This is a genomic window from Planktothrix mougeotii LEGE 06226, assembly GCF_015207485.1.
GTDB lineage: Bacteria > Cyanobacteriota > Cyanobacteriia > Cyanobacteriales > Microcoleaceae > Planktothrix.
The window spans coordinates 1-16,156 of record NZ_JADEWU010000001.1 but is presented as its reverse complement, the minus strand read 5'-3'; the positions used below and the strand labels follow the sequence as shown (position 1 = coordinate 16,156).

Sequence of the window (16,156 nt, the reverse complement as noted above, 5' to 3'; positions counted from 1 at the left end):
TCCCCCTAACCCCCCGAAACCTGACACCCGACACCCGACACCCGACACAGGAGAAAATCATGAAAATTGCCTTTGCTACCAATGATTCCGTTCATATTAATGCTCATTTTGGTTGGGCAAAACAATTGGCAGTTTATGAGGTTTCCACAGAAGGATATGAATTTGTTAATACTTTAACCTTTGATGGCGACCTCAAAGAGGATGGTAATGAGGATAAATTAGTTCCTAAATTAGAAGCTTTATCGGATTGTACAATTGTTTATGTTTCCGCGATCGGAGGCAGTGCCGCAGCGCGATTAATTCGCAAAAAAGTTACACCCGTAAAAGCCAGAAGTGAAGAAGATTTAATTACCGATATCCTCAATAAATTAGTCCAAACTTTAAAGGGTAATCCTCCCCCTTGGTTGCGAAAAGCACTCCAACAAAAGGAAAAAACATTTGAGGATTTTGAGGAGGAATAAGCAAAAATTAACCTTTCTTGATGAATGAAAAATAACTGTAGGGGTTGGGTTATCCAACCCAGATCCTAGAGGGTTGGGCAACCCAACCCCTACAAGAAAAAATGACTACTTCGGCTCGAATTACAATATCCAACACAACACAGGAGAAAATAACAATGACAACAGAAACCATCATATCCATCACAAACACTCCATTTTTGAAAGAATTAGTTCGCCAAATTCGAGCTCAAGATAGTATGGGTGTTTATCGGAGTTGGTCAGATGAATTAATTCTGAAACCCTTAATCTTAACGAAAGAACAAAAACGCAAAATTTCTGTAGAAGGGGATGTGGAACCCATCACCCAATTAAGAATTACTGCGTTTTATCGAGCGATCGCAACTTTAGTAGAACAAGAAACCGGATTATTATGCCAAGTTGTGATTAACTTAAGCCATGAAGGATTCGGTTGGGCATTAATTTTTTCTGGTCATCTTTTAGTCGTTTCTAAAACCCTCAGAGATGCTCAACGTTTTGGCTATGAATCTATGGAAAAATTAGCAGCCGAAGGCGAAAAACTGACAAAATCTGCTGTTGAATTAGCGACTAAATATCGAGAAGTCACTAATGCTTGAAATCAGTGTTCAGTTATCAGTTATCAGTCATCAGTGAAGGTTGATAAGTTTTTGAAGAAAAACCCAATACAACAAACTATTTCATTACACTTGATAACTGGTACAGACGTGCCATGGCACGTCTCTACTGATAGCTGATAACTGATACAGACGTGCCATGGCACGTCTCTACTGATAACTGATAACTGATAACTGGTAACTGACATGGTTCAAGCTGATTTAACCCTTGACGAATTAAAGACAAAAATTAAGCGTCTTAATAGTCAAGGTGGACAATTAAAAATGGAACTTCATGATTTAGCTGAAGGATTGCCAACGGATTTCGAGAATATTATGGAAGTTGCGGGCAGAACCTATCAACTTTATCGAGAGTTAGACAATCTCAAAAAGCAGCTAAAAGCACGGGAATCTCAATAGAAAATCTTTCACCCCCACCCTAATCATGACCCAAGCCTTATCTGACTTTAAAAAGTTAATGGATGCAGAAGAATATTTCCAATTCTTCCAACTCCCCTTTGACGAGCAAATTGTCAATGTTAACCGTCTTCATATCTTGAAGAAATTCTCTCAATTAGTGGCTAAAATTGATGCAGCTTTTCCCAATATCGAACCTGAAGAAAAACTCAATCAGTATCGTGAAGCACTGCAACAAGCCTACAACGTATTTTTAACTTCAACCGCAGTGGAGGAAAAACTCTTCAAGGTTTTCAACGAAAAGCCCAAAAATGTAGTTTTACTCTCAGAAATTGAGTCAGATTAAGGAGGATTGAAATGTTCAGCCTAACACCCACTGAGTTAGAACGTTATCAACGCCAAATCATGCTTCCCGGTTTTGGGGAAGAAGCCCAAAATAAACTCCGTACCAGCACTGTTTTAGTGACAGGTGTGGGAGGGTTAGGAGGAACAGCAGCCCTTTATTTAGCAGTTGCAGGAATTGGACGGTTAATATTAGTTCGAGGTGGTAATTTACGCCGAGATGATATGAACCGCCAAGTTTTGATGACAGAAGATTGGGTGGGGAAACCTCGAATTGAGAAAGCAAAAGAAACCCTGGCTGCAATTAACCCAGATGTGGAAATTGAGGCTATTCCTGAATATGTAACAGCATCTAATGTTGATTCGTTAGTGTTACAAGCTGATATCACCTTAGACTGTGCCCATAACTTTGTAGAACGGGATTTATTAAATGCAGCTTGTGTCCGTTGGCAAAAGCCTATGGTGGAAGCAGCCATGAACGGGATGGAAGCGTATTTAACAACAATTATTCCCGGTAAAACCCCTTGCTTATCTTGTTTATTTCCTGAAAAACCGGAATGGGATAAACGGGGTTTTGGGGTGTTAGGTGCGGTTTCTGGAACCTTAGCTTGTTTAACTGCATTAGAAGCAATTAAGGTGATTACAGGGCTTGGACAACCCTTATTTTCTCACCTGTTAATGATGGATTTAGGGACTTTGAATTTCTCTAAACTTCACACCTATCATGATCGCCATTGTCCGGTTTGTGGCACACAAAAATAGTTGATCTATTGATTCAATTTAGGAGGTTTGACCATGATTAATTTAACGGAAAAAGCGGCTTTTAGGCTTCGGGCTTTTCTAAGAGCAAAAGGATCTTCAGATGAAGCGGCTACTCGTAGAGGCGTCAGGCTTTCTGTTGCCGATGGAGGATGTAGCGGTTATGAATATAAAATGGATATTACCAGTCAACCTCACTCTGATGATGTGGTAATTGAACAGGATTCTGTACTATTTTATATTGACCTGAAGAGTGCCCCTTTATTAGAAGGATTAGAGATTGATTTCATTGATGGTTTAATGGAGTCTGGATTTAAGTTTTCTAATCCGAATGCTTCTGATAGTTGTGGCTGTGGCAAATCTTTCAAAGCTGGGGATTGTACCCCTGCTGCGGTTCCTTGCAGTTAATTTTTTGGTACTTCTACATACATTATAAGGTGTAAAAACATGGGAACAACTTATCAAGTTCGCTTACAAAGCAAAAAGTATGGATTGGATACTGTGATTGATGTCGATGAGGATACTTATATTCTTAAAGCCGCTGAGGAGAACGGAATAGAATTACCTTTCTCTTGTTCTGCGGGTTCCTGTTCGAGTTGTGTGGGAAAAGTCATTGAAGGGGAAATTGATCAATCTGAACAAAATTTTCTGGATGATGAACAAATAGAAAAAGGATTTGTTCTCCTTTGTGTTGCCTATCCTCGTTCAAATTGTACCATTCGTACCCATCAGGAAGCGTATTTAGTCTAAGTTTGTAGGGGTTGGGTTGCCCAACCCTCTAGGGGATCTGGGTTAGAAAACTCAACCCCTACAATCTCAAATTACTCTCAATCTCTAACTTCCCATGATTAGTCAAGAGCTAATTACCCAAGAATTTATTCAAGTTGTGAAGCGTGAATATCCTAACGCCGGACAACTTTTGGATAACTGTTATGTTAAAGTTCTCGATTTTTCAGTGCAACGGCTAGAAAAACGATTCTACTACGTTGCAGTTTATTGCCCTAAAACTTTAATTTCGGAATTGCGATCGCAATCCCATTTATTCAAAGAAATTGCTGAAAATATGGGATTGATGGATGTTGTTTTTATTAAATCTAATAACCTACTCCGAGATCCGCTTTCTAAAATTAAACAAGATTATCCTCGGTTATGGTTAGAACTCCATTCAGTTATCTCCCCTTTCTAAAGTCCGTTGAAAAGCCCCCGTTTTCAGGGAGCTTTGAGGACTATTTGAAGTCTTAACCTTTATTCAATACCTACCATCACGTCAGTTGATTTGATGACGGCATAAACTTCTTTTCCATCTGTAAGCCCTAAACTTTCAGCCGAGGATTTTGTAATAATAGAGACGATTTCGACTCCCGGTGAAATCTCAATTACAACTTCCGTATTTACTGCCCCGACTGTCAATTGTTTGACAGTTCCCTTGAGAGAATTACGAGCACTAATTTTCATGGGTATAGCCTCTTGAGTCTAAATATTTTATGGAACTTAAGTTGGTAGTTATAAGTAAAGTTTATAAACTTCTACTTGATTGATAGATACCAACATAATCTATCAATAAGTTTATAGCAGTATCTTATTTTTGGCAATCTATTTATGTATCAATCATAATTCAATTACAACCAAAAAATAAATTTGTATTTTAGAATACAAATACTAACGAAAATCAAGATAATATAATTGATTATACAGCCAGAAAAGATCCCATAAACTTCACCTTTTGCTCATCAAATCTAGCTAATTCTAATATTTTACCAAAATGAAAAAAAGACGACTGATCACGTTTCTAGCCACAATTTTAATGACGTTAATCCTAACGATTGGGATTCGGGTCATTAACCAAACGCCTCTGTTAGCTCAAACGAACTCTAGCTTACTCGTATCGGCTGCGGCTAGTTTAAAAGAAGCCCTAGAAGAAATTAAGCCCGCGTATCAGCAAATTCACTCCAAGGTTGCTGTTAACTATAATTTTGGGGCTTCGGGAACATTGCAACAACAAATTGAAAATGGTGCCCCTGCGGATATCTTTTTCTCAGCCGCTAAAAAACAGATGGATGCTTTACAGGAAAAAAATCTGATTATTCCAGAAACTCGGCGTAATGTTTTGACCAACAACCTGGTCTTAATTGTTCCCAAAAATTCCACAGGTATTACCAGTTTTAGAAATTTAACCGATGCTAAAATTAAGCGAATTGCTGTAGGTGAACCGAGAAGTGTACCCGCCGGACAATATGCTGAAGAAGTGTTTAAAAATTTAGGGATTTTAGACGCGATTAAACCTAAACTGGTTTTAGGCAATAATGTGCGAAATGTTTTGGCGGCGGTAGAAAGTGGGAATGCTGATGCCGGGGTTGTTTATACAACGGATGCTAAACTTTCAAATCAGGTTAAAATTGTAGCAACGGCACCCGCCAATCTCCATTCCCCAATTGTTTATCCAGTTGCAGTTTTAAAAAGCAGTAAAGATCCAGCCTCGGCTAAAGAATATGTGCAGTTTTTAGCAAGCGATCGCGGCATGAAAATCTTTCAAAAATACGGATTTAGCAAAGCTAGTTAAAGTGATTTACCTAAACCCATGTCTTTAGATCTTTCTCCCCTCTGGATTTCCCTTAAAACCGCTTCAATTGCTACGGTCATTACCTTTTTTTTAGGCATCCTGGCTGCTTATTGGATGTTGAACTATCGGGGAAAAGGGAAATCAATTATTGAGGGGGTTTTTATTGCCCCTTTAATTTTACCCCCTACCGTTGTGGGTTTTTTATTACTATTATTCTGTGGTAAAAATGGCCCCCTCGGACAACTATTATCGCCCTTTAATATCAACTTGGTTTTTACTTGGTACGCCGCCGTAATTGCAGCAACAGTTGTGGCGTTTCCCTTAATGTATAAAACCGCATTGGGGGCATTTAAACAAATTGATAACACCCTTTTACAAGTTGCTAGAACTTTAGGCGGTTCTGAAATTACTATTTTTTGGCGAATTGCTTTACCGTTAGCTTTACCCGGTATTCTAGCTGCAACCATTTTGGCATTTTGTCGGGCATTAGGGGAATTTGGTGCCACCTTAATGATTGCGGGGAATATTCCAGGGGAAACCCAAACGATTCCAATGGCGATTTATTTCGCAGTGGAAGCAGGGGCGATGAAAGAAGCTTGGATTTGGGTTTTAGTGATTCTCACTGTTTCTTTCTCAGCCATTACTGTTGTTAACCTGTGGGAAAATGGAACGAAAAAGAAAGGGATAGGGCCCTATTCTAACCCATCTTTCCAAAGGTCGGATTTCAGATCAGAGCTTGATCACGGATTTATGATCTCTTCCCTGATTCCTGATTCTTCAATACCTCCCTATTTATCAATTAATATTCAGAAGAAATTACCGGGTTTTGAGTTAGAAGTTGCTTTTAATAGTGATGATCGTCCTTTAGGATTGTTGGGGGGGTCGGGTGCAGGAAAAAGTATGGTTTTGCGGTGTATTGCGGGGATTGAAACACCGGATCGAGGTCAAATTATTTTGAATGGACGGGTTTTATTTGATTCTGAAAACGGAATTAATTTACCCCCCTGCGAGCGCCGGGTGGGTTTTTTATTTCAAAACTATGCTTTATTTCCCCATTGGACAGTGGCTCAAAATATTGCCTTTGGTTTACCCAAAGGAATGTCTAAAAATCAAATTCGGGCGGCTGTTGGAACCTTGTTAGCCCAGGTTCATTTAGAAGCATTAGGAAATCGTTATCCCCGCCAACTGTCGGGGGGTCAACAACAGCGAGTTGCATTAGCCAGAGCTTTAGCAAGTCAACCCGAAATATTATTATTAGATGAACCGTTTTCTGCGCTAGATACCTATTTACGAAGTCAACTCGAACATCAATTAATTTCTCTATTATCTTTTTATCGAGGAGTTACATTATTTGTTACTCATAATTTAGAGGAGGCTTATCGAGTTTGTGAGAATCTTTTAGTCATGGATCAGGGAAAAGCGATCGCATTTGATGTTAAACAAAACATTTTCGAGCATCCTCCTAATTTCCGCACGGCTCAACTCACTGAATGTAAAAACTTTTCTCGAGCAATTAGCCACAATTCTCAAACGGTAGAAGCGTTAGATTGGGGGTGTAGGTTACGAGTAATTGAACCCATTCAAGCACCTCTAGCTTATGTGGGAATTCGTGCCCATCAATTAAGCTTTCCTACAGATCCAAGTTTAGACAATACTTTTCCCTGTTGGTTGGCTAATACCAATGAAACCCAACATCGGATCACGTTATATCTTAAGTTAGCTTCTCCACCTGAAAATTTGGAAGATTATCATTTACAAGCTGAAGTTTTTAAAGAAAAATGGGCAACTTTAAAAGATCGTCCTTTTCCTTGGTTGGTGCAGTTACATTCTTTACGGTTATTTTTAATGTCGGAATAAATCAGTCCAGCCTCTAACAATGGGTTAAAAGAAGGTAAAGATTTTATCAATAAAATTCTCTGATAAAATATTAAGATTTAGTTGGGGACAGATCCGCGTGTCTACCTTTAGGTTTAATTGAATTTACTTCAGTATTGTTCCAATTTTTTATTTTAGTAAAATAAGGGAGATTTATGAAAATAATTGAAATTCTATTGTTTTTATTTACTGATGCTTTTTTAATGATTATTTCACAATTTAAGGCTTGTTTCTTAGGGGTTTTAATGATATTCTATTTTTAAGGTTAAAGTGTTGCCTTAAATGCTTGACATAATTTTTTATCTGAAAGAAGAATTGACTTTTTTTCAACCTTGCTATTAATATCAAGCTTCCTCAGTATTTCAGAAAAAATGATCCAATCAGACTTAAGAAATAATTCCAATCCAAGGGTAGTTGGATGGGGATTATTGTGAGATTCCTCATCAATCTGATTGAATCGAAGTCAAGTTTGTTCTCAAATTGAGAACCGTTTATTGCAGCTACTCATAACTCCTAAATTTGGCTTAGAACAACCCAAGGAGGAAATTATGAAAGCCAAGGATATTATGACACAAGAAGTCGCCATAATTCGAGGTTCTGCAACGGTAGCCGAAGCTGTTCGACTGATGCGCTTAAAAGAAGTTCGGGCACTGATTGTTGAAGCTCGTCATCCAGAAGATGCCTATGGCATTGTCACGGAAACGGATATTATTGCTAAAGTCGTGGCTTACGGAAAAGACCCCAAACAGGTGCGAGTTTACGAAATTATGAGTAAACCTTGTATTGTGGTCAATCCTGATCTGAATCTGGAATATGTAGCCCGCTTATTTGCCAATACAGGGGTTTGGCGAGCTCCGGTTATTCAAGGGGAATTATTGGGGATTATTTCAGTCACCGATATTTTAATGCAAGGTGATTTCCTAGAAAATCCTAAATTAGTCTATCTCCAACAAAAGCTTCAGGAAGCCATCTCGAATGCTCGTTCTATTTCCGCCACCTCTGGTAATGATTCTAAAGCTGCGGCTGAAGCGTGGGAGTTGGTCGATGAAATTGAAGCCGAAGCGGGTTTTTATGGAGCTTTAAAAGCAGACAAAACCGCTAAGGAACTCTTTTTTGAACGGGAATCTCAGCCGGTTTCTATCAGCTAAACAATCGGGGTCAATGAGATAACCTGAATCCATGTCCAGCCATTGAGATTCGGTGATGTCATGTTAGGGCTAGATTTTTCTGGCTTCTTCCTCTAACCCCCTCTTTTTGTTTGAATAGTGATCGCACTCCAGTTATTTGGGTTCATAAATCAGTGCGATCACTCAATTCAATATTCATTCTTTAACGTTATGTGCTTGCTATATAATCATTATCATCTATCTGTATCGTCGTGAGAGGACTCCCGCCGAGCGCGTAAGCTTGACGGGGGAGTGTCAATTCTCTCCTTATGCCTGTTTAAGTCCCGCTAGTAAAATTTCGCAGGTTTCACCGTTATATCCTCGTTTCGGTTCCACAAAAACTTGATCACCCGCTTGAAGTTGTAGTTTGGTAAACTGTTCTTTACTTAAATGGGCAACAATTGGACGCTCATCAGCTAAGATTAAATCCACTTGAATATCCCATCCTAAATGAGTTACCCGTTTGACTAAAGCTGGAGACCTCAAATCTAAGTGATTGGTGATGTGAAGTTCAAGATCATGGGGACGAATAAAAATATTAGAAGTAGTAGGAGCCACTAAACCCAAATCTTGGAAAAGTGCAGCATGACTGGGTAATACATTAACAGTTCCGATAAATTGCATCACAAAAGGTGTCGCCGGTTGATCATAAATTTCTGAAGGGGTTCCCACCTGTTCTATTTTGCCTTGATTCATGACAACAATTTCATCGGCTACCGCCATTGCTTCTTCTTGGTCATGGGTGACAAAAACGCTTGTGACATGAACTTCATCATGCAATTGTCGTAACCAACTCCGCAATTCTAAGCGCACTTTAGCATCTAAAGCCCCAAAGGGTTCATCGAGTAATAAAACCTGGGGTTGAACTGCTAAAGCACGCGCTAAAGCCACCCGTTGACGTTGACCCCCAGACAGTTGAGAGGGATAACGATTTCCTAATCCTTTTAACTGAATTAATTCTAATAATTCTTCAACTCTGGCTTTAATTTTGGGTCGAGGATATTTACGAATTTCTAAACCAAAGGCGATATTTTGGCGAACCGTCAGATGTTTAAACAGGGCATAATGTTGGAATACAAATCCAATATTTCGCCGTCGAACATCTAAATGGGTCGTATCCTGACCATTAATAATAATTTGTCCACTATCGGGAGATTCTAAACCAGCGATCGCTCTTAATAAGGTTGATTTTCCCGAACCTGATGGCCCTAATAAAGCCACTAATTTTCCTTCTTTAACTTCCAAGTTAATCTTATCTAAGGCTTGAAAATTACCGAATAATTTAGAAACATTTTTAACAAGAATACTCATAATACCTCTAAAGTTAATTAAAAAACAACAAGTTTCAAAAAAAGCTTAATGATGATTGGTTTTGCGTTCTAAAATTTCTTTCAAAACTAAAGTCACTAACGCCAGTAACGCTAAAATAGTAGCGGCACCAAAAGCGGCTTCAGTTTGATAATTTTTGTAAGCTTGTTCCACAAAGGTTGGTAAGGTTAAAGTTCGACCTGCAATTAATCCAGAAACAACAGCTACGGCTCCAAATTCACCCATAGCTCTCGCATTAGTTAATAGAACACCATAGAGTAAACCCCATTTAATATTGGGAAGGGTCACACGCCAGAAGATTTGAAAATCTTGAGCCCCTAAAGTTCGGGCGGCTTCTTCCTGTTCTGAACCCACTTCTTCTAAAACCGGAATCACTTCTCTGGCGACAAAAGGTAAAGAAACAAATAACGTTGCAAGTACCATTCCGGGGAGAGAAAATAAGACTTTAATATCAGCATTTTGTAACGCTGCACCAAACCAACCATTGCGACCATATAACAACACAATCATTAACCCGGCTACCACGGGAGAAATGGCAAAGGGTAGGTCAATAATACTGATTAATAAGGTACGACCCGGAAATTGATTTCGAGCAATTACCCAAGCGGCACAGAGCCCAAATAAAGTATTAAGAGGAACCACAATCAATGCAATAATTAAAGTCAGTTGCATTGCGCTTTGAAAATCACGGGTATTGATGGCGGTGATAAACTCTTGGGTTCCTTTATGAAAGGCTTCATAAAAAACGGCTATGGCGGGAATAAATAAAATTAAACCCAGATAAAGTAATGCAATGCCAATTAACAGCCATTGAACCCAAGGGAGAGGTTGAGAACTATCAGGTTTAATTGATGAACGGGATAACATAAAGAGTAAACCATCAATGAATATTAGACAAGAAGCATCAGGGAAAAAATCTTAACTTTTGAGAGAATAACGACGTCCCCACTGTTGCAGTGCATTAATTAACACTAATAAGAACAATGAAATGATCAATAAAACTGCACCAACGACGGTTGCACCGACATAATCATATTGTTCTAAGCGTTGAAAGACTAAAATAGGGGCAATTAAATCTTTAAAGGGAATACTCGAAGAAATAATCACCACAGACCCGTATTCTCCCACCGCACGGGAAAACCCAAGGGCAATTCCAGTTAAAATAGGAGGCATTAAGGGGGGGAGTAAAACTCTTAAAAAGGTTTGAAATTGAGATGCGCCTAATGACCATGCTGCTTCCTCTGTTTCCTGTTCCATTTCTTGTAAAACAGGTTGTAAAGTTCGCACCACGAAAGGCAACGAAATAAACAACATGGCAACGAAAACCCCTAAACGGGTGAAGGCTATTTTAATGCCAAAGGGGGCAAAAAATTGTCCGATCCAACCTTTATCACTATAAACCGTTGCTAAGACTAAACCCGCAACGGAAGTCGGTAAAGCAAAGGGTAAATCAACAGTCGCATCGATTAATTTTTTCCCTGGAAATTGATACCGAACTAACACCCAAGCGATTAAAGTCCCCATCAGTCCATTCATTGCCCCTGCGGCTAATGCCGTTACAAAACTAACGTTATAAGCCGAAAGAGCAACGGGACTAAAGGCAATCTTCCAAAATTCCTGGGGAGATACCATTAGGGATTGTCTAATTAATGCTGTAAAGGGCAGAATTAACATGACAATCAGATAGAAAAAGGTAAAAACCCAAGGAAAAGAAAACCGCCTCCAAAGTTCTTTTAAGGCATTTTTGAAAGAGATTTTTAGAGTATGAAACTGGGTTACAGGAATCCTCATAATTACTTAATACTCTACAAATACTTGACGATTTACCAGCCATCTACTTCTACTTTTAAGTCTTGCCAAACTTCGATATCGAGATCTGAAAGATAAATCATGGCACTATCGATTTGTTGGGGGGTTCCTTTTAGAAGTAAATCAAACCAACCATCTTCCCGCGCATTCTGACCTAAAATAGCCCCCCTAATATTCACTTCTAAACCGTAATTAGAAGCTAGACGAGAAATCACGGGTTCTTGATGGTATTCTTTAGGAATTCTGACTCGAATTCGAGAAATAAATTGATACTTTTCTCTGGCAGTAAACACAGATAAATTAGTATCATCGGGCTCGAATTTTGTTGAATTTAAAGACATTTTATCCTCCTTAAATCAAGAAATAAAAAGTGATGTAGGGGAGCAAAATTGTGCTATTTTCTATTTAGATTGAGCGATTTTAGCTTGCATTTGATCGAAAAATGCACCATCCGCAAAAAATTGAGTATCTACCTGTTTCCAGCCCCCTAAATCTTTAACAGTAAACAGTTTTTCAACTTTAGGAAATTGGCTGGCAAATTCCGCTTCAACCGTTGGTTCAACGGGTCGAAATCCGACTTTCGCAAACTCTCGTTGTGCTTCAGGTGTAAATAAGAATTTAGTAAAAGCTTCTGCCACTTGACGGGTTCCATGTTTGTCTACATTGGCATCAACCACAGCCACAGGATTATCAATCGAAATGTTATAATCCGTCGGCACGATATAAGGTTGTTTATCTCCTTTTTGAGACGCTAAAATTACTTCATTTTCATAATTAATTAAGACATTTCCTTGACCTTGTTTATAGAACACATCACTGGCTTCACGAGCATCTTTCGGAAGCACAGGAACACGACTAAACACAGTTTCAACAAAGCTTTGAGCTTCTGATTCCGTTCCTCCGGCTTGGGTAACGCTACCCCACAAAGCCAGAACATTCCACTTAGCTCCCCCGGAAGTTTTGGGATTAGCAGTAATCACTTCAATATCATCACGGGTTAAATCAGACCATCCCTTGACACCGGAATTGGCATCCCGCAGTACCAAGGCGGCAACGGATTTATGCAATATAGAGTCATTGGGGAGTTCCTGTTCCCAACCCGGTTGGATGAGTCCAGCTTTCTCAATTTTGGCGGTATCTCCAGCTAAAGCTAAAGCCACTACATCGGCATCGAGGCCATCAATTACGGCACGGGTTTGGGAGCCTGAGCCACCATAACTTTGTTCAAACTCTACGGTCTGTCCGGTTTGGGCTTTCCACTGTTCTACGAACTTGGGAATGATGTTTTCATAGGCCGTTTTGGTGACGGCGTAGGATACGAGGGTGAGTTTAATCGGTTTGTCCGATGGAGCTTGGGGTGTTGCTGGATTATTGGCGGTGTTAGGTGAAGAGCAAGCCACCATCATCGTGTTGAGGGCTAGTCCGGTGACGACACAACCAAAGAATTTAGCAGAGGAACGGATTCGCATGATCAAACTCCTGAGATTAGGCTGGAATTCATTTGCACAACCTTTCATTTTTAATTGTGTTTCAATCTTATCTTACTTTAAATTTAATTTCAATACATTTGCGATTCAAAATTTGAGGAGTTGCGTTTGCAATCAAATGCCTTTGCCATGTCAAGATAGAGAGTAGGTTGATCCAGTGGTGCAAGCGGAGTGTTCAACCCCGAAATACTGTGGAAGAAACTGCACACCCAGCATTGCTACCCCTAGGCCAGATATAGGTGATCAATCCGGTGAAGTCGCAGTAGGAAAGGACAATATGGCAGCACAAGCACCTTCAGCAGCAGCAATCGAGTTAGCAAAACTTTTGATTGAGAGTAACTACCTCTTCAAAGACTTAGAGATTAACTGGTTGGCTCAATATCTTCCTCCAGACCTCACGGTAGAAAAGCTTTATTCCAACCGTCCTGTGTATACGGCTTTTCGTCCTCATATTTTTTTAGATGTTCTCTACATTATTATTAGTGGCGGGCCAATCATTATCCGCAGTACCCCCCTAGACCGGATTATCACCATTAGCTATCCGGGGGGATGTTTCGGGATGAGAAATCTCCCGTTTAGTTTTGGTCAGATGAGTCGAGCGTTTCCCAGTTTAGTAGAAGCGTACAAAACCACCGATGTGATTAAGCTTCCCCTCGATACCCTCAAAGCCATTTATGAAAATAGCGAAGTGGTGCGGGAGCGTTATGATAAATTCTTTGAACTGCGGGAAAAATTTCAGTATCATTTACTCAATTGCAGTTCCTACCCGCCTCAAGCCGTTGCTGCCTTATTAAGAGCCTTAGTTTATCAAGAACGCAGTTTAGGAAATCAACCTCATTCTGATGGCGTTTATCTGTTTGATTTACCCATTGATGTGATTGCCCGTTCCTGTCAATTAAACCACCGCACCGTTGAACAAGTCCTCAAAGGAATGCAAAAAGTAAAATTAATTGAAGCGGCTAAATCTCATGATGCGTCAGAAGACACCATTCGAGTCATTGACCCCGAAGGACTCAAAGAAACTTATAGTACGACCCGTGATAAAGTCTCCTGGTGGCCGTTGAAGTAATTTTAAAAGTTCAGTTCCTTAACATTTAACCGTCAACGGTTAACTTCAACAAAATAGTTGTACAGCGATTGATGAGTGATAGTATCATTGAGATGCTTGAACCGTTACCCCAAAAGAGGTTTAGCTATGTCACCCCAAGATCAAAGCCGACGGGAACTTGCGAAAAGCGGTGATCCTAAAGCGATCGCAGACGCAATTAACCATTCCTTAAAAGCCAAAGGCATCAATGCTGATGTCATGCGAGATAACGGCTATCTCCATGTCATGCTCGAAGGCGATCAAGTTCCTAACCATCAAAAAGAGTTAGTGAACTTTGTCCGCAATGGCATGGATCGCCTCGGCGTTGAAACAATTTACACAATTAAAGTGTATGGACGTCAATTTGGAGATGATTTACCTTTTTGGGAAGAAGAAATTGTTCTCAGAACCCCACCCCCTCCCTCTATTCATTCAGTGGCTGATGTCCATTTAGATGAATCTTCTGTTCCCTTAGTGGATGACGAAGATGTAGACCAAGATTATGAGATTGATGACGAAATTATCGACGATAACGATATTGTTGATGAGGAGGATTACCTGCCTCCAGGGAATCGTAATCCAGTATCAGATTATAATCCTGAAGAGGATGATGATCCTGATGATGATGATGATCAGGAGCAAACGACGCGAGAGGTGGAACCCAATCAGCCAAAAAGTAAGGTTTTGCTGTTGGCTTTGTTAGGTGGGTTCGGACTTTTAGTGATCTTAGCCGGATTACATTTGACTGGAATTTTCCGCCTACCCTTCCTTCCGTCCCCTTCTTCTCCGTCTTCGGAGTCTGCACCTTCTAACACATCTTCTGCACCCACTCCATCGGCTTCCCCAAAACCAGGTGCACCTCCAGCAACGCCGGCTGATCCGTTTGCAGAAGCAGTTAAAACAGCGACTAATGCAGCAAATTTAGCACAAACAGCCCAAACTAAAGCGGATTGGACAAAAGTAGCAACGGCATGGCAACAAGCCAGTGAATTGATGAAGAAAGTTCCCCAATCTCATCCGAAGTTTACCGTTGCTGAAGATAGAGCCGTTCTATACGCAAATTATCAAAAAGTGGCACAACAAAAAGCTGCCGTTGCTCCGAATTAAAATACAGTTTACAGTTTCTAGTTGAACTGTATTTTAATTCAGATATGCAATTAGAATCTCTGTTGAGACTCAACCGTGTGATTCGGGTGATTGGGTTTGATGATGCCCCTTTTCAACGGGGAATTGATCAGACTGTTTATATTGCCGGAGTTGTTTGTGGAGGAACTCGCTTTGAAGGTATGGTTTGGGGACAAGTTAAACAAGATGGTTGGGATGCAACGGATCAAATTTGTCAGCTATTAATTGATAAAAAATTTTTACCTCAATTACATTTAGTTTTAATTGATGGGATTGGATTTGGCGGATTCAATTTAATTGATTTACCTGAATTAGCTGATCGTTTACAAAAACCCTGTGTTACTGTCATGCGACATTATCCTAATTTTAATAAAATTGAACAGGCAATTTATCATTTATCAGAACCTGAAAAACGACTCCAATATTTAAAAAAAGCTGGAACAATCTACACTTATCCCCCTTTTTTCTTTCAAGTATGCGGGGAAAATCCTGATCTTATTAGGCTCGCTTTATCCCGGATAACAGATTGCGGAAATGTCCCAGAAGCATTACGATTAGCGCACCTGATTGGAGCCGCTATTATTCGGGGCCAAAGTGGTAGTCAAGCTTGATCCCTGTCGGGTTAAACCCTTAAGCAATTTTAAAGTTTTAATAAACAAGTGTAAATTTTTGATAAAGTTACAATTCCTTTTGATCGCATTTTCAATGAAACCGATCCAAAGGCAAGTTAGGTAGTGAATAATACAGATATTAATCTTCTGCTATTCCCATGCTCTTTGGTCATCTACCAATGTCTGCAATTGCTTTAGAGCAAACCCTGAATCAAATCATGGCAATTACGCAACAAATTCACCGCCCCCTGGAATTAGGTGAGATTTTAGACGTGACAGTCAAAGAAATTAGGGATATACTGGGATGTGATCGGGCTTTGATTTATCGTTTTTTACCCGAAGGCGATGCCGTCATAGCAGAAGAATCCGTCAGCCCTGAAACCGCACCGATTATCGGACAACTGATTTACGATCCCTGTTTTCAAGCCAAATGGGTAGACCTCTATCGCCAAGGACAAATTAGCTTCATTGAAGATACCGCAGCTAAACTTCTTGCACCTGTCTCTTATACACAGCT

At 39.9% G+C, this 16,156-nt stretch carries 21 protein-coding genes; 15 read left to right on the top strand and 6 right to left on the bottom strand.

What is annotated here, in order from left to right:
* Positions 1-59: 59 nt before the first annotated feature.
* The 8 genes from nifX to IQ236_RS00070 all read left to right on the top strand — a co-directional run bounded on the left by nifX (position 60) and on the right by IQ236_RS00070 (position 3,776).
* The gene (gene nifX, locus IQ236_RS00105) at positions 60-461 is read left to right on the top strand and encodes a nitrogen fixation protein NifX (RefSeq protein ID WP_190522542.1); all 402 of its coding nucleotides are present in this window, start codon (positions 60-62) and stop codon (positions 459-461) included.
* Between the two features lie 155 nt (positions 462-616).
* Positions 617-1,075, top strand: coding sequence for a NifX-associated nitrogen fixation protein (locus tag IQ236_RS00100; protein ID WP_072721265.1), 459 nt, complete (start codon positions 617-619; stop codon positions 1,073-1,075).
* 204 nt (positions 1,076-1,279) lie between these two features.
* Positions 1,280-1,492, top strand: a complete 213-nt coding sequence (locus tag IQ236_RS00095; RefSeq protein WP_190522546.1) for a CCE_0567 family metalloprotein — start codon at positions 1,280-1,282, stop codon at positions 1,490-1,492.
* Positions 1,493-1,517: 25 nt separating this feature from the next.
* The gene (gene nifW, locus IQ236_RS00090; RefSeq protein ID WP_193867406.1) at positions 1,518-1,835 is read left to right on the top strand and encodes a nitrogenase-stabilizing/protective protein NifW; all 318 of its coding nucleotides are present in this window, start codon (positions 1,518-1,520) and stop codon (positions 1,833-1,835) included.
* Positions 1,836-1,846: 11 nt separating this feature from the next.
* On the top strand, positions 1,847-2,593 hold the full coding sequence (locus IQ236_RS00085; RefSeq protein ID WP_193867405.1) for a HesA/MoeB/ThiF family protein: 747 nt from the start codon (positions 1,847-1,849) through the stop codon (positions 2,591-2,593).
* A 33-nt stretch (positions 2,594-2,626) separates the two neighbouring features.
* Positions 2,627-2,998 (top strand): HesB/IscA family protein, encoded by a 372-nt coding sequence (locus IQ236_RS00080; RefSeq protein WP_193867404.1) that lies wholly within the window; start codon positions 2,627-2,629, stop codon positions 2,996-2,998.
* 39 nt (positions 2,999-3,037) lie between these two features.
* Entirely contained in the window at positions 3,038-3,340 is a 303-nt protein-coding gene (locus IQ236_RS00075; protein WP_072721257.1) for a 2Fe-2S iron-sulfur cluster-binding protein, read from the top strand.
* A gap of 94 nt (positions 3,341-3,434) precedes the next feature.
* Positions 3,435-3,776, top strand: coding sequence for a hypothetical protein (locus IQ236_RS00070; RefSeq protein ID WP_193867403.1), 342 nt, complete (start codon positions 3,435-3,437; stop codon positions 3,774-3,776).
* Between the two features lie 59 nt (positions 3,777-3,835).
* Here IQ236_RS00070 and IQ236_RS00065 read toward each other — a convergent pair whose 3' ends face one another.
* Positions 3,836-4,045, bottom strand: coding sequence for a TOBE domain-containing protein (locus IQ236_RS00065; RefSeq protein WP_193867402.1), 210 nt, complete (start codon positions 4,043-4,045; stop codon positions 3,836-3,838).
* 307 nt (positions 4,046-4,352) lie between these two features.
* Between IQ236_RS00065 and modA the strand changes: the two genes are divergently transcribed.
* The 3 genes from modA to IQ236_RS00050 all read left to right on the top strand — a co-directional run bounded on the left by modA (position 4,353) and on the right by IQ236_RS00050 (position 8,173).
* A complete protein-coding gene (modA, locus tag IQ236_RS00060) occupies positions 4,353-5,150 on the top strand; it encodes a molybdate ABC transporter substrate-binding protein (RefSeq protein WP_193867401.1) in 798 nt (265 codons plus the stop codon).
* An 18-nt stretch (positions 5,151-5,168) separates the two neighbouring features.
* Positions 5,169-7,007 (top strand): molybdate ABC transporter permease subunit, encoded by a 1,839-nt coding sequence (modB, locus tag IQ236_RS00055; RefSeq protein WP_193867400.1) that lies wholly within the window; start codon positions 5,169-5,171, stop codon positions 7,005-7,007.
* 566 nt (positions 7,008-7,573) lie between these two features.
* Positions 7,574-8,173, top strand: coding sequence for a CBS domain-containing protein (locus tag IQ236_RS00050; protein ID WP_193867556.1), 600 nt, complete (start codon positions 7,574-7,576; stop codon positions 8,171-8,173).
* A 285-nt stretch (positions 8,174-8,458) separates the two neighbouring features.
* On the opposite strand, the gene IQ236_RS00045 is transcribed toward IQ236_RS00050, so the two are convergent.
* The 5 genes from IQ236_RS00045 to IQ236_RS00025 are packed head-to-tail and all read right to left on the bottom strand — an operon-like array spanning position 8,459 to position 12,798.
* A complete protein-coding gene (locus IQ236_RS00045) occupies positions 8,459-9,502 on the bottom strand; it encodes a sulfate/molybdate ABC transporter ATP-binding protein (protein ID WP_190522574.1) in 1,044 nt (347 codons plus the stop codon).
* Between the two features lie 45 nt (positions 9,503-9,547).
* Positions 9,548-10,387 carry a sulfate ABC transporter permease subunit CysW gene (gene cysW, locus IQ236_RS00040; RefSeq protein ID WP_190522576.1) on the bottom strand — a complete coding sequence of 280 codons (840 nt, stop codon included), beginning with the start codon at positions 10,385-10,387 and terminating at the stop codon, positions 9,548-9,550.
* Between the two features lie 51 nt (positions 10,388-10,438).
* Entirely contained in the window at positions 10,439-11,311 is an 873-nt protein-coding gene (gene cysT / locus IQ236_RS00035) for a sulfate ABC transporter permease subunit CysT (protein ID WP_193867399.1), read from the bottom strand.
* A 32-nt stretch (positions 11,312-11,343) separates the two neighbouring features.
* A complete protein-coding gene (locus tag IQ236_RS00030; RefSeq protein ID WP_193867398.1) occupies positions 11,344-11,670 on the bottom strand; it encodes an NIL domain-containing protein in 327 nt (108 codons plus the stop codon).
* Between the two features lie 60 nt (positions 11,671-11,730).
* Positions 11,731-12,798, bottom strand: a complete 1,068-nt coding sequence (locus tag IQ236_RS00025; protein WP_228041348.1) for a sulfate ABC transporter substrate-binding protein — start codon at positions 12,796-12,798, stop codon at positions 11,731-11,733.
* 295 nt (positions 12,799-13,093) lie between these two features.
* Here IQ236_RS00025 and IQ236_RS00020 point away from each other — a divergent pair, with 295 nt between their 5' ends.
* From IQ236_RS00020 to IQ236_RS00005, 4 genes are all read left to right on the top strand, one after another.
* Entirely contained in the window at positions 13,094-13,885 is a 792-nt protein-coding gene (locus IQ236_RS00020; protein WP_193867397.1) for a cyclic nucleotide-binding domain-containing protein, read from the top strand.
* Positions 13,886-14,011: 126 nt separating this feature from the next.
* A complete protein-coding gene (locus IQ236_RS00015) occupies positions 14,012-15,010 on the top strand; it encodes a hypothetical protein (RefSeq protein WP_193867396.1) in 999 nt (332 codons plus the stop codon).
* A 44-nt stretch (positions 15,011-15,054) separates the two neighbouring features.
* A complete protein-coding gene (locus tag IQ236_RS00010; protein WP_193867395.1) occupies positions 15,055-15,639 on the top strand; it encodes an endonuclease dU in 585 nt (194 codons plus the stop codon).
* Between the two features lie 179 nt (positions 15,640-15,818).
* The coding region (locus IQ236_RS00005; RefSeq protein WP_193867394.1) for a GAF domain-containing protein at positions 15,819-16,156 on the top strand (338 nt) is incomplete at its 3' end.

Coding starts and splice junctions, on each gene's coding strand:
- nifX (WP_190522542.1), top strand. CDS start 60: ATGAAAATTGCCTTTGCTACCAATGATTCCGTTCATATTAATGCTCAT.
- IQ236_RS00100 (WP_072721265.1), top strand. CDS start 617: ATGACAACAGAAACCATCATATCCATCACAAACACTCCATTTTTGAAA.
- IQ236_RS00095 (WP_190522546.1), top strand. CDS start 1,280: ATGGTTCAAGCTGATTTAACCCTTGACGAATTAAAGACAAAAATTAAG.
- nifW (WP_193867406.1), top strand. CDS start 1,518: ATGACCCAAGCCTTATCTGACTTTAAAAAGTTAATGGATGCAGAAGAA.
- IQ236_RS00085 (WP_193867405.1), top strand. CDS start 1,847: ATGTTCAGCCTAACACCCACTGAGTTAGAACGTTATCAACGCCAAATC.
- IQ236_RS00080 (WP_193867404.1), top strand. CDS start 2,627: ATGATTAATTTAACGGAAAAAGCGGCTTTTAGGCTTCGGGCTTTTCTA.
- IQ236_RS00075 (WP_072721257.1), top strand. CDS start 3,038: ATGGGAACAACTTATCAAGTTCGCTTACAAAGCAAAAAGTATGGATTG.
- IQ236_RS00070 (WP_193867403.1), top strand. CDS start 3,435: ATGATTAGTCAAGAGCTAATTACCCAAGAATTTATTCAAGTTGTGAAG.
- IQ236_RS00065 (WP_193867402.1), bottom strand. CDS start 4,045: ATGAAAATTAGTGCTCGTAATTCTCTCAAGGGAACTGTCAAACAATTG.
- modA (WP_193867401.1), top strand. CDS start 4,353: ATGAAAAAAAGACGACTGATCACGTTTCTAGCCACAATTTTAATGACG.
- modB (WP_193867400.1), top strand. CDS start 5,169: ATGTCTTTAGATCTTTCTCCCCTCTGGATTTCCCTTAAAACCGCTTCA.
- IQ236_RS00050 (WP_193867556.1), top strand. CDS start 7,574: ATGAAAGCCAAGGATATTATGACACAAGAAGTCGCCATAATTCGAGGT.
- IQ236_RS00045 (WP_190522574.1), bottom strand. CDS start 9,502: ATGAGTATTCTTGTTAAAAATGTTTCTAAATTATTCGGTAATTTTCAA.
- cysW (WP_190522576.1), bottom strand. CDS start 10,387: ATGTTATCCCGTTCATCAATTAAACCTGATAGTTCTCAACCTCTCCCT.
- cysT (WP_193867399.1), bottom strand. CDS start 11,311: ATGAGGATTCCTGTAACCCAGTTTCATACTCTAAAAATCTCTTTCAAA.
- IQ236_RS00030 (WP_193867398.1), bottom strand. CDS start 11,670: ATGTCTTTAAATTCAACAAAATTCGAGCCCGATGATACTAATTTATCT.
- IQ236_RS00025 (WP_228041348.1), bottom strand. CDS start 12,798: ATGCGAATCCGTTCCTCTGCTAAATTCTTTGGTTGTGTCGTCACCGGA.
- IQ236_RS00020 (WP_193867397.1), top strand. CDS start 13,094: ATGGCAGCACAAGCACCTTCAGCAGCAGCAATCGAGTTAGCAAAACTT.
- IQ236_RS00015 (WP_193867396.1), top strand. CDS start 14,012: ATGTCACCCCAAGATCAAAGCCGACGGGAACTTGCGAAAAGCGGTGAT.
- IQ236_RS00010 (WP_193867395.1), top strand. CDS start 15,055: ATGCAATTAGAATCTCTGTTGAGACTCAACCGTGTGATTCGGGTGATT.